Origin of the sequence: Ochrobactrum sp. EDr1-4, from assembly GCF_049199085.1 — a bacterium.
Classification (GTDB): Bacteria; Pseudomonadota; Alphaproteobacteria; order Rhizobiales; family Rhizobiaceae; genus Brucella.
Window position 1 is genome coordinate 375,902 of record NZ_JBLZOF010000003.1, and the last position, 13,104, is coordinate 389,005.

The following is a 13,104-nucleotide window of genomic DNA, read 5'->3' on the forward strand; positions in this document are numbered from 1 at the left end:
CTAGTCCCATCAGGAGGCGCGGTGCTCATAGGGAGGAAACCATGGATACTGCCAACCAGAGCCAGTTTGAACTCAATGAAGATCAATTAGCCATTCAGGACATGGCACGCGGTTTTGCAACTGATTTTGTTGCGCCCCATGCGCTGCAATGGGATCGCGACAAGCATTTCCCCATAGAGGTGATTAAACAAACCGGACCGCTTGGTATGGGCGGAATTTATGTTCACGACGACGTCGGTGGATCAGCACTTAAGCGTTCTGATGCCGTCCTGATATTTGAGGCACTGGCCGAGGCTTGCCCTGCCTTTTCAGCCTTTATATCCATTCACAATATGGCAGCATGGATGATCGATACGTTTGGCGACGAGAACCATCGCCAGACATTTTTGCCCAAACTCACATCGATGGATTGGCTTGCAAGCTATTGCTTGACCGAACCTGGCTCAGGCTCGGATGCGGCTGCACTACGGACGCGTGCAGAGCGAGATGGCGATCATTACATTCTCAACGGAACAAAGCAGTTTATTTCCGGTGCAGGTGCGACCGATCTTTACGTAACAATGGTACGTACCGGCGAGGACGGCCCCAAGGGAATTTCTACGCTTATTGTGCCAAAAGATGCGCCCGGTCTATCTTTCGGCGCCAACGAACACAAGATGGGCTGGAATATGCAGCCCACACGAACGGTAATTTTCGACAATTGCCGCGTGCCAGTTGCTAATCGTTTGGGTGAAGAAGGCACAGGCTTCAAAATAGCTATGGCAGGTCTTGACGGTGGCCGACTGAATATTGCCGCCTGCTCGCTCGGTGGCGCACAATCTGCACTCAATAAAGCTATAGATTACACGGGACAACGCAAAGCTTTCGGCAAGACAATCGATCAGTTTCAGGCTTTGCAGTTCCGCCTTGCCGATATGGAAACAGACCTCTCCGCATCACGACAGCTTCTTTACACTGCTGCGAGCAAGCTTGACCGCAAAACACATGATGCCGGCAAATGGTCTGCCATGGCCAAACGCTTTGTAACCGACACAGGCTTTAACGTCGCCAATGACGCGCTACAGCTTCTGGGTGGCTATGGCTATCTCCATGATTACGGCATCGAGAAACTGGTCCGCGATCTGCGCGTTCATCAGATTCTTGAAGGCACCAACGAGATCATGCGCGTCATCATCGCGCGCCAGATGATCGGACGCTGATACATTTATTGAATAGGAGGAAACCATGGCCACTATCGCTTTTATCGGCCTCGGCAATATGGGCGGACCGATGGCCGCCAATCTGGTAAAGGCCGGGCACAAAGTCATAGGCTTTGATTTGCTGCCCGCTCATTTGGAAGAAGCTAAAGCCAATGGGCTTGAGATCGCGGCAAGCGCTGCAGAGGCAGCAAGCAATGTCGATGCGATCATTACCATGTTGCCTGCGGGCAAACATGTTCTTTCTGTTTATGAAGACATCGCTCCTAAGGCTCGTAAAGACTCACTTTTCATTGATAGCTCAACCATTGATGTGGATTCTGCACGCAAAGCGCACGAGATCGCAGCCAGTCATGGGCAACTCTCCGTCGATGCGCCAGTCTCAGGCGGCACAGGTGGTGCAACAGCTGGCACCCTCACTTTCATGGCAGGTGGCAGCGACAATGCTTTCGCCAAGGCTGAACCGCTGCTTCAGCCAATGGCTGGTAAGATTGTGCATTGCGGTGGCGATGGTGCAGGACAGGCTGCGAAAATCTGCAACAATATGATTCTCGGCATTTCGATGATTGGCGTCAGCGAAGCTTTTGTGCTGGCAGAAAAACTCGGCCTATCACATCAGGCTCTATTTGATGTGGCCTCAACTTCATCAGGTCAGTGCTGGTCGCTGACCACCTATTGCCCGGTGCCCGGCCCAGTGCCAACATCCCCGGCAAACCGTGATTATACGCCAGGATTTGCAGCAGCACTCATGCTCAAAGACCTCAAGCTTTCACAAGAAGCTGCAAAAAGCGCAGGCGCGGCCACCCCCCTGGGCGCTCATGCGGAAGAACTTTACAAGCGCTTTGACAATGAAGGGCACGGCGGAGACGATTTTTCCGGCATCATCAATTTTTTACGTTCAGCAAAAGCCTAAACTCGATAAATTCTTCTATAAAAAGCAAAAAACTGCCGTTGTTTAGATTTGCTTAAGTATCTGATAACTGTCCGGTAACGATGTTGCGCTAAAAAGGGGCCAGAGACGATTGAGTTCTTCTCTGGCTCCGGATTTGGTACTGCGTACCGGAGCTTCAGTCTCTTCCACCTGTGTATTGTTTGGTGGAAGCGCCATGCGTATTTGGCAAGACCGTGCACCTGACGAGGCAGCGCGGTTTTTTGCTATTTTTTCCCGCTTATAAATTATCCGTGATGATACTTTCAGTTTTTAGTTATAAGATTGAAATCAAGCCATAATCCTGTGACAGATATTTTATTGGAGCAGCGTTTCGCCGAGCGAAATAAACGAACGCGCCAGTTAAAAGCGAATTAAGCATCGTATTTTTTTGAGTACGATCAAATCTTGGAATAGTAATTTGACCACCCTGAAAGCGACAACTGCGGAAAGCGCAGATAAATCCTTCTTTGGCTTCCCAATGGCGGTTGTCTTCGTACTTTGCTATTTTGCCTTTCAGGCTATCCTTGTGACATTCGTCTCTAACGGCGCAGGCTTGGACGATGCAGAGCAACTCGCAAATATAGGCTATCTCGATTGGGGGTATGGCGGCTCACAGCCGCCTCTCTATACCTGGATAACGAATATTGCCGCGTCCGTTCTGGGCACATCAATGCTGACGCTTCAAATCGTCAAGTTTAGTATGCTCGCCAGCTTATTTTTAAGCGTATTTGGCGCAATGCGACTTTTAGGCTTCTCGCGAATTGTCGCTTCGGCATCAATGCTGGGACTATTTCTCGTTCCGCAAATAGGCTGGGAATCTCAGAGAGCACTAACACATTCTATTGCCGGGACAGCAGGATGCGGCTGGGCTTTTCTCACCTTCGCCTGGTACATGCGAGATAAAAGCATGTTAGCCGCAGTTGCCCTCGGCATTGCAATGGCTGCCGCTGTACTGGGTAAATTTAACGCATCTATATTTATAATAATGCTGATTGTTACCGGGCTTTCAGTAGCAGAATACAGAAAAGTACTACTATCAAAGATAACTTTTTTGACGGTGGGTGCATTTGCTATCTGCTTTGCTCCAACCGCTAATTGGATGATCGCGCATAAAGCAAGTGTTGTTGCACGTTCAGAAAAGCTTCAGATTGGTGCAACCGGTAACTTATTTTTTGATCGACTGCACGGCGTCGGTAGCTTCATTGAAGCTACATTTCTTTTTTCCGTTCTGGTGATCGGTATAGCTTTCATCATATCACTTATTCATTCTGCCAAACGCACGTCACCAAACCAACCGATTACGGCGGGTGAGACATTCATGCGGCGTATTCTCGTTGTGGGAATTATTATCGTATTGTTTGGAGTGATAGTAGCCGGTGTCAGCAACATCAAAGATCGCTGGCTGCAACCCGTACTTTTTCTCACACCAGCAGTGATAGCCTGCCTATTTTCAGAATACCGTCGCCACTCACGCGCACTATTACAATTTTCAGCCGTTAGTATTGTCTTCGCACTGATCGTACCGCCGGTACTTGCGTATTATCTCATCTATGGGTCGGGCAATCCGCCATATGGTCAGCTGGATTACCAGAGTCTTTATCAGGAAATGCGTCAAGACGGAGATTTCAAAACAATCCTGACCGACAATGCGCAAATCGCCGGAAATTTCAGAATTTTTGAACCGTCCATTCAAGTGATCCATCCGGAAACACCAAATGGAGCGTTTAATGCTGAAAGGCCTGCGCTTATAATGTGGTTCGGGGGTGCATCACCAAATGAGCGCGTAACGAACCTCATGAATCAAGCAAAAATCACAATACCAGAGAACGGCGTAAACACGACAACTGTCGTTTATCGAACACGCCGAGACAAACATCTGACAGTCAGCTATTTTTTGCAGAAATAAAAAAAGGTCCGGGAAAACCCGGACCTTTTTGATTCACTCAACCGTTTCTTGAACAGCATGCGCAGTGCCTTTTACGTCGCGCCCCACACCGCGAACCGTGTTGGCACAGGAAGCTAACGTGAAAGCGCAAAGGACAATAGCAACAGGAACGATACGAGATAGCTTCATAGGGTCTCTCCACTGAGGTCACAGTCTAACAAATAAACCTCCCGAACGACCGGCCCGCCCTGCCCGGAATCCTGGTGGTGAAGCTGTTCTTACAGCTGTCATTTTAGCCATTTAGTGCAGGATTTATTCTCGACAAGAGCGCAGATCAACCGCACGCAACTGCAACGCTACCCCAACCCGAACGCAGCGTTTCAAAGCGACCACTGCGGCGATAGGATTCAAAGACATTGCGCAGATGATCCGCCACAACCTGAATATGTTGCCGCGCATCGGGCCGAATAATCATTCCGAGCTGATAGCGTCCCAATTCCGGTAGTCCATGCTCAGGACCAAGTGCGACAATGCCTTCACCAAGCAAGGTCTTACCAAAAGGTGCAATCGCGAGATCCGCTTGGATTGCTGCACGCTGACCTGTTGAGTGCGAACTCATATAGGCGATGCGATACTGCCGCCCCGAACTCTCGAGTGCTTCCAGCGCATTGCCGCGCCATGCACAGCCTTCTTCCCATATTGAGAGTGGCAGCGGGTCACGCCGATAAGCCGTTCCACATTTCGCACCCGCCCAAACGAGTTCCTCATCAAGCAGAACTTCGATGTCGCCCTTGCTCGGTACGGTATGGGAAAGGTTAACGAGCGTAACGTCCAGACGCCGCTCGTCTAAACGCTTACGAAGATTGGAACTTTGATCTATCACCACATCGACTGTAACGCCGGGATGTGTCTCGGCAAATCGCTTCAACACCAGCGGCAGAACACATTCGCCAATATCGTCGGGCGACCCCAAACGAACAACGCCAGTGATAGTGGGCGCCAGAAACTTCGCAACAGCTTCGCGGTTAAGGGCAAGCAACCGCCGCGCATAGCCGAGAAGCATCTCACCATCGCTCGTCAATGTCACCGACCGCGCGTCACGATCAAACACCACAACGCCTATTTGCTCTTCAAGCTTCTTAATTTGCATTGAGACGGCAGAGGGCGTGCGAAACACGACATTGGCCGCGGCAGAAAAACTGCCAGTGTCTGCGATAGCCGCGAATGTGCGCAATACATCAATATCGAGCATTGGCATTGGATGCTGAACCGGCGCTGTCATGATGAACTCCATAGCTTTCGCTAGTTCAATTTTTCTGATCTTATGGCTTTGTATATTTCGTTTGATTGAACGTCAAGATGGTCGCAAGCTTTGGGCATAGAGATCAAGCCACTCCCAAACACATGATCTCAATTTTGTCTGGAGAACGAAAATGAGCATTCAATGTGAAGCACTGCAAAACGAATGTGGGTCACGCTCGTCTTTGATCCCAAGCTGGCTCAAGGCGAACGTAGCAACATTCAGCGGATTTTATTCCAACTGGAAATACCAGCGACGCATCAAAAAAAGTCGTAGGGCATTGGAGGCCTTGCCCGAGCACATTCTGCACGATATCGGCTGGCCATGCGTCGATGATCGACTACCCGCTCAAACCCTGAAAAACCGGAACACTTAAGTAATATTGCAAATTGAGGGCAGGATATTCCATGCCTTCAATTTAGCGACACGGAGAAACCAATTTACGGCAGGCATTTAGCCGCACTATTCAATCTGAGCGTTCTATGTCTCAATATGCCTGTCCTGTTTGCGCCATAGCCACCCCCTATAAAACAAGGCTGTAGCAACAGGATGACCGGTCAAAAAACGACCGGATGACAAGACCGGTGAAAATTCCGGTGTCATGACGGAGGCACAAGGTCTGAATTGCGTCGGGAACCGCAACAAGGCTTTTGAGAATGGGAACGGTCAGGCTATGATTGAAGCTTCATCGATTAAGCGATCTATTGTTTTTTTTCTGGTGCCGGACTTTTCGATGATCGCATTTGCGACAGCGATTGAACCGTTGCGCATTGCCAATCGAATGCTGGGCTATGAAGCCTATCGCTGGCGGCTCACCTCGACCGATGGCAAGCCAGTCAAAGCATCGAACGGCGTGGAATGCGCCGTCAATGCTTCGCTGGAAGACGAACGTCGTTTCCTTCAACGCGAGCAACGTCCATCCATGGTGTTCGTTTGCTCTGGCGTTTATGTCGAAGAGTTCCGCAACAAGTCTGTCTTTGCCTGGCTGCGTGAGGAATATAACCGTGGGGTGGCAGTAGGTGGCCTCTGCACCGGCGCGCATATTCTAGCAGCCGCCGGACTTCTCTCCGGCAAACGCTGCGCAATCCACTGGGAAAACTTGCCGGGGTTTTCCGAAGCTTTTCCAAAAGCGGAAGTCTATGCTGATCTCTTTGAGGTGGACGGCAATATTTACACCTGCGCTGGCGGTACAGCAGCGCTCGATATGATGCTGAAACTGATTGGTGATGACTTCGATGACAATCTGGTCAACCGTATCTGCGAACAAGCACTAACCGACCGCGTTCGCAATCCGCATGATCGTCAGCGCCTGCCACTGCGGGCGCGGCTTGGCATTCAGAACTCAAAAATTCTGACCATAATCGAAATGATGGAAGCCAATCTTTCCGAGCCAGAAACTCTCATTGATGTGGCACATAGCATTGGCCTGTCGCGCCGTCAGGTCGAACGGCTCTTCCGGCAGGAAATGGGCCGCTCACCAGCGAGATATTATCTTGAAATCCGCCTTGATCGGGCGCGACATCTTCTGTTGCAATCCTCTATGCCGGTGGTGGAAGTCGCCGTTGCATGTGGCTTTGTTTCCGCGTCGCATTTTTCCAAGTGTTATCGCGAACTTTATGGTCGTTCACCCCAACAGGAACGAGCAGATCGCAAAATGCTGATAGCAGCCTGATTACATCAAAAGCCATGCTACAAAGCGTGGCTTCTTATTTTAAATCAGTGTGATAGCCACGCACCATGAATCAAAATCTCAATATCGCACGCATATGAAAATCAACATTTCGGCTCAATCAAATACACATTTAACTTCGGTCGCCGGACGCTCTGATTATGTCGTAGAATGACTATTGTTGGCTCACACCAATCACTATGATTCCATCAAATTATAAATGGGATCGCATAAAATGGCAGAGTTTCCTAAGAAGGCAAAAGTCGTCATTGTCGGACTTGGCGGCATCGTCGGTGCATCGGTCGTCCACCACCTGATTGAGCGCGGTTGGGACGACATTGTCGGCATTGATAAGTCCGGCATCCCGACCGATATTGGCTCCACAGCCCACGCTTCCGATTTCTGCTATGCGACCAGTCACGATTTCCTATCGTGTTGGACCACGCTTTACTCCATCGATTTCTATGAAAAGATGGGGCATTACGCGCGCGTTGGCGGCATCGAAGTTGCCCGCGTCGACGACGATTCCCGTATGGAAGAACTAAAGCGCAAGGTTGCATCCGGCAAAGCTTTCGGCACACGTGCCCGCCTAATGGAGCCTTCCGAAGTCAAAGAGAAGTTCCCACTTATTGAAGAAAGCCTTGTTCAGGGTGGTCTTTGGGATCCGGATGCTGGTCTCGTTATTCCACGTTCGCAAACCGTCGCAGGCAAGCTGATCGACCAAGCCGAAGCCGCTGGCAAGCTGCAAAGCTTTGCGAATACACCCGCTCAGTCGCTTGTTATCGAGAACGGCCGCATCAAGGGTGTTGTCACCCATCGCGGTACAATTGAAGCCGATTATGTTGTTATTTGTGCCGGACTTTGGGGACGTCTGATTGCAGAAATGGTTGGCGAAGACCTGCCCGTGATGCCGATCGACCATCCGCTTACCTTCTTCGGTCCCTATAATGAATTTGCTGGCACCGGCAAAGAAATCGGCTGGCCACTTCTGCGCGATCAGGGCAACTCTGCCTATATGCGTGATACAGGCGACCCGAAGACTGCCGAAGGCGGCCAGATCGAATGGGGCTATTACGAGGAAACCAATCCGCGCCTGTGCCACCCTCGCGATCTGCTTGAAAAGCATGAAGCACGCCTGTCGCCCTCGCAGCGCGATCTCGATATGGAACAGGTGCTCGAACCGCTCGAACGCGCCATTGAATTGACCCCTATCTTGGGTGAACTTGGCTATAATGAAAGCCATTCCTTCAACGGCTTTCTGCAGGTGACAACCGATGGCGGCCCTTCGATGGGCGAAAGCCAAAAGGTGCGCGGCCTCTGGTATGCGGTTGCAATATGGGTCAAGGACGGCCCCGGCATGGGTAAGCTCATTGCGGACTGGATGACCGATGGGCGGACATCAATTGATCATCACGCTATCGACTATTCGCGCTTCTATCCGCATCAGATGACGGAGCAGTTCATCTGGGATCGCTGCACCGAAACGGCCATGAAGGTCTATAATCCAGCAGTGCATCCGCGTGAGCCATTCTCCAAAGGCCGCAATATTCGCCGCTCGCCTTTCTATGAGCGTGAAAAAGAACTCGGCGGCTACTTCATGGAGCTGGGCGGCTGGGAGCGTGCGCATGGCTATGCGGCCAATGAGCATCTGCTGGAAAAATATGGCGACCGCATTCCGGTCCGCGAGAACGAATGGGATAACCGCCATTTCTGGCGCGTTTCCAATGCCGAGCATCTCGCATTGAGCGAAGATTGCGGCATTATCAATCTCTCGCATTTCGCCATGTATGACATTGAAGGCCCGGATCATGTCGCGCTAATGGAGTGGCTTTGTGCCGCCAAAATCGGCGGCGATGCGAATATAGGCAAAGGCATTTACACGCACTTTCTCGACAATGAAGGCATGGTACGTGCAGATTTCACAGCAATCCGCATGGCCGACCGCATTCTTATGATCAACGGTGCAGATGCCGGTCCGCGTGATTTCCATTACATGCGCCGTGTGGCCGAAGATAAAGGCTTTGACGTTACCATCACCGATGTGACGGAGAAATATGTAACCATCGGCATTTGGGGACCGAATGCCCGCGCCAATCTCAAAAAGGTTGTCGAAGACCCGGATGGTCTTGATGCCGAAAACTTCGCTTTTGCAGCGATCAAGCCAATCCGCGTTGCAGGCAAAGACGTAACCGCCTTCCGTATTTCCTATGTCGGCGAACAGGGCTGGGAATTGCACATGAAATATGAAGACGGGCTTGCCGTCTGGGATGCGCTGCGCTCAACGGGTGCTATTGCCGTTGGCGTCGAAACCTACGCCAATACACGCCGCATGGAAAAGAGTCTGCGCCTTCAAAATGCTGATCTGCTCACCGAATATAACCTGCTGGAAGCTGATCTCGCTCGCCCGAAGGTGAAAGAAGCTGACTTCTGCGGTAAGGCAAAGCACCTCGAATATAAAGCCCGTGACCATCAGCCAGCAATGCTTTGCACTCTGGTCATGAGCGAAAATATCGATTCAAAAGGTGTTGCTCGCTATCCGGTCGGCATTTTGCCGGTGCTCGATCCAGAAACAGGCGAAACACTCGTTGATGAACTCGGACGCAGATCATTCACGTCGTCCATTGCCTATGGTCCAACCATCGGCAAGAATATCGCACTTGCCTATCTGCCATGGTCTTATTGTCAGGAGGGCCGCAAGCTGAATGTGGAATACTTTGGCGAGACCTATCCGGTCGAAGTCGTATCCATTGGCTATAAACCACTTTACGACCCGGAAAATCTTAAACCACGGAGCTGAAGCATGTCGCGGAAAAGTGGGAACCGGTTTTCCGATAACGATATGTGCAAAAAGAAAGCCGGGGCATAACCCCGGCTTTCTTCATTTAAAATCTGTGACTATTGAAAAGATGCCTTGCCGCCGGAAATGACAATCTTTTCATCGCCTTTCAGCGCTTCACGATCACCATTCGGAAACGTCACGAAGCAACCACCATCACAGAATTCGACGGTCTCACCCGCAGCAATCAGCATCTCGCGTTTTGATGCGCCTTCGGTCACAACGATTGTCTGTTCAGCTGCATCGTTATTGGAAACACTGGCAGCATAGAGGCTTGGCACAGAAAAAGAGAGTGCAAGCACTGCGCCGAGTACGACTTTGCCAGCAAAATGGACCTGAACTTTATTCATATCTTTTTCGGCGTTTCCGCCGCTCCCGCTACAAGCCGAAAACCGGCCCCACTCGTTTAAGCAGTCCCCTGCTCTCATTCTTTATTACTTATAAGACTTCAAAACTGAACCGCAACTGAACAGGCCGTTCATACCTTGTCATCATGTTCTGGTTTGTCAGCTTCCACAGGCTTTTCCTTACGCGGCTTTGCAGCGCGTGGAACTTCCCTATTCATCAAGTCTGACAGCTTTTCGATTTCAGGCACGCCAAGCACCAAATCCGTCGAAGACGAGGCCAATTGGATCCCTTCAGCATGGAACCGTTCAACAATCTGGAAGCGCAGCTCATTCTTGATACCACCCGTCGATGTAATATCTGCGACATGCGCATAGGCATCGAAAACCAGTAATGAATCCGTCATGCTTTGTAGTGCCACGAATGGCTCAGGATTTTTCAAAATCGATGGATGACCACGAATGATTTCTAACAGCAGGCCGTGAACACGGCGCGGCTCATCCGTATAAGCGGCCTGCACATTGATATCGATACGGCCCAGCTTATTCCGCAACGTCCAGTTACCGACATTGCCGTTAATCAGCGTCGAGTTCGGAACGACAATCGATTGTTTTTGGAAAGTTTCAACCTCAGTCGCGCGAACACTGATCTTTTTAACAATGCCGCTGACCGTTCCAGCTTCCACCCAGTCACCGACTTTGAACGGGCGTTCTGCCAGCAAAATAAGACCAGAAACAAAGTTCTGAACGATATTCTGAAGACCAAAACCGATACCAAGCGACAGGCCACCAGCGATCAGCGCCAGACTGGATAGATTGAAGCCAGCGGCGGATACCGCAACCAGCCCGGCAAGCACCAGCCCAACATAGCCGATAACAGTGCGGATAGAATTGCGAACACCTGAATCGACGCGACCGCGCGCAAGAACCTTGCTATCAAGCCAGTTTTGGAACCAATGCGTCATCAGATAGACGATGATAAACAGGCCCACGCCGGTCAGAATTCCCATCAGCGATATGGAAATGCTGCCAACCTGGAAGCCTGTCATCAAATGATAGAACGTGTTTTTGAGTTCGACCCATTGGAAGCCGAACTGCATCAACACCAGCGGTATGCCGACCAGGGCAACCGCAAGATTGATAAGAATGCCGACAACAAGTCCCAGCTGGTCCAGTTTCGCTTCATCGAAATGGAAGCGGTCACGCATTACCCGCCCAATTGGGCTGGACGCAAAGGCCTGTTCTTCAGAAATCGCACGTCCCGTCAAAAAGCCGAGATACATCGTCACGAGAAATGCGCCAGTGACAACGATCTGCTGCGCCATAAAGCGCGCAAGACCAATAAAGCCGAAGCAGGCTGTAACAATCGGAATAAGGCCAAGCAGAATCAGAAATACACGGAACGCTTTTGGCCAAGGGCGAATAGCTTCTCCAACGTTTCTCTCGATTGGTTTTACCAGCGCTATGATGAGGATGAGCACGCCGATTACAACCGTCGACAACAAGCTTTTGGCCATCGTCAAAGACAATGGCGACGACAAAACCTGATTAACCTTGCTGAAAAACGAATCCAGCCCGTTAATCAGTGCCATACCAGTTATGAGCCAAACCAATGCCCTGCCCGGACGCGGTGCTATAGGCACCAACCGCCAAGCGGGAGTGTAAGGGCTGATACAAGCAAATGCTAACCGGCTGATAAAGAAGACAATGCCGAGAACGATAAACAGCGATTGCAGCAGCGTCCCAATGTCGGGTCTGAGCACATTGAAGTAATCGAGACAGAAGTAAGTTGTAGCCAAGAAAACAGCAACAGCACCCGAAGGAATCGCCGTTGACCAGAAGGCGACCGACAAGCGGCTGAGATAAGAAGGCGCTTCGTTCGTTATATCACGCTCGTAAAGCGATCCCAGAACCCGTCGTGCACCAAGCTGAATAACCAAAGCAGCAATAACGGCAAAGAAAGCCGCAGCCAGAAATGAGTTGAGCTTAAAGGTAGAAACAAAGCGCCACCATGATTTCACGATGCTCCACAGGGAAACCATCTGATTTCCAGCGGCGGCTGTTACTTCTGAACCAAGCGTGAGATCAAGGTTCACACGTTGCGACAATGTCTGTGCGAACAGATCACGGCGCATATTGCCGATTTTTGCCGACATCTGATTGACAGCAAGTGAAGCGTCTTCAGTTTCACCGATAACCGCATTAATCTCGGCTTTCTCAGCGACTAACCTCGCACGCTCTTCGGCAACGATTGTCGGTTCCGCTGCCTGATCACCAGAAGGCGCTGCGCCCAACTGTTCGAGCCGCGTATTGATTTCCGTCAGTCGCGGACGAAAGGCGACACCAGCATCGAGTAGCTTTTTGGAAAGACCATCGAGCTGCAACTTGAAATTCGCCAGAGATTCGTCGTTCGTGACAGATTTCTGTAACTGGTCACTGATCGTTTTCGTCTGCTGCTTAAGATCGTTGATAACCGGCTTCTGCTGTTGCACGACGCCGGAGACGGGTGCGCTATTTTCAACAACAGCTTTTTCTTCCGGCACCGACTGTTCAGCGGCTACAGGAGCCTGCGGCTTCGACGCCTTGGGATCTTGCGCATTTGATTGCCCAATCGCGCACAGCGAAAAAGCCAAAGTTGTCATTGCGAATGCAACTGCGCGGAACGTCGATAAATATGTCAATTTCAACTCTGCCGGTTTCTCGATCTGCTTTTGAACATAAAGCGCATGATAACAGAAGCAATACTATGGCAAGCTCGATACCAAAATGGGCTTTTGATTTTATTCAGTGATTTCAAGACATCACCAGTACCCCATACAGAAAACGATTCCCTTTTTTGAATCGATGCTGTAGGTGTCATCGCTAAGCCTCGGTAAGAATACGATGTTTTTGAATCGGGCAATGCATAAAATCGAATAAACAGAACGGTTTAGCGACAAGCAA

The 13,104-nt window shown here is 50.5% G+C and carries 9 protein-coding genes; 5 read left to right on the forward strand and 4 right to left on the reverse strand.

The features are described 5' to 3' along the window. The first annotated feature begins 41 nt into the window (after positions 1-41). From ACOZHT_RS12910 to ACOZHT_RS12920, 3 genes are all read left to right on the forward strand, one after another. Complete coding sequence (locus ACOZHT_RS12910; RefSeq protein ID WP_339513729.1) at positions 42-1,199, forward strand: isobutyryl-CoA dehydrogenase; 1,158 nt, start codon at positions 42-44, stop codon at positions 1,197-1,199. A 25-nt stretch (positions 1,200-1,224) separates the two neighbouring features. Continuing rightward, positions 1,225-2,109 carry a 3-hydroxyisobutyrate dehydrogenase gene (mmsB, locus tag ACOZHT_RS12915; protein WP_339513727.1) on the forward strand — a complete coding sequence of 295 codons (885 nt, stop codon included), beginning with the start codon at positions 1,225-1,227 and terminating at the stop codon, positions 2,107-2,109. A 436-nt stretch (positions 2,110-2,545) separates the two neighbouring features. Beyond that, the gene (locus tag ACOZHT_RS12920; protein ID WP_421565806.1) at positions 2,546-4,033 is read left to right on the forward strand and encodes an ArnT family glycosyltransferase; all 1,488 of its coding nucleotides are present in this window, start codon (positions 2,546-2,548) and stop codon (positions 4,031-4,033) included. A 33-nt stretch (positions 4,034-4,066) separates the two neighbouring features. Here the strand turns inward: ACOZHT_RS12920 and ACOZHT_RS12925 are convergent, their stop codons facing one another. Both ACOZHT_RS12925 and ACOZHT_RS12930 read right to left on the reverse strand, forming a co-directional pair. After that, positions 4,067-4,201, reverse strand: a complete 135-nt coding sequence (locus ACOZHT_RS12925; RefSeq protein WP_007875604.1) for an entericidin A/B family lipoprotein — start codon at positions 4,199-4,201, stop codon at positions 4,067-4,069. A gap of 145 nt (positions 4,202-4,346) precedes the next feature. After that, a complete protein-coding gene (locus ACOZHT_RS12930; protein WP_339513723.1) occupies positions 4,347-5,294 on the reverse strand; it encodes a LysR substrate-binding domain-containing protein in 948 nt (315 codons plus the stop codon). A gap of 691 nt (positions 5,295-5,985) precedes the next feature. Here ACOZHT_RS12930 and ACOZHT_RS12935 point away from each other — a divergent pair. Both ACOZHT_RS12935 and ACOZHT_RS12940 read left to right on the forward strand, forming a co-directional pair. Next, positions 5,986-6,984, forward strand: coding sequence for a GlxA family transcriptional regulator (locus tag ACOZHT_RS12935; RefSeq protein WP_339513721.1), 999 nt, complete (start codon positions 5,986-5,988; stop codon positions 6,982-6,984). Between the two features lie 232 nt (positions 6,985-7,216). Further along, positions 7,217-9,778: an FAD-dependent oxidoreductase gene (locus ACOZHT_RS12940; protein ID WP_339513719.1), complete on the forward strand. Its 2,562-nt coding sequence runs from the start codon at positions 7,217-7,219 to the stop codon at positions 9,776-9,778. 98 nt (positions 9,779-9,876) lie between these two features. Here the strand turns inward: ACOZHT_RS12940 and ACOZHT_RS12945 are convergent, their stop codons facing one another. Then, positions 9,877-10,167 (reverse strand): hypothetical protein, encoded by a 291-nt coding sequence (locus ACOZHT_RS12945; protein WP_339513717.1) that lies wholly within the window; start codon positions 10,165-10,167, stop codon positions 9,877-9,879. A gap of 128 nt (positions 10,168-10,295) precedes the next feature. Beyond that, positions 10,296-12,842 carry a mechanosensitive ion channel family protein gene (locus ACOZHT_RS12950; RefSeq protein ID WP_339513715.1) on the reverse strand — a complete coding sequence of 849 codons (2,547 nt, stop codon included), beginning with the start codon at positions 12,840-12,842 and terminating at the stop codon, positions 10,296-10,298. Positions 12,843-13,104 lie beyond the last annotated feature (262 nt).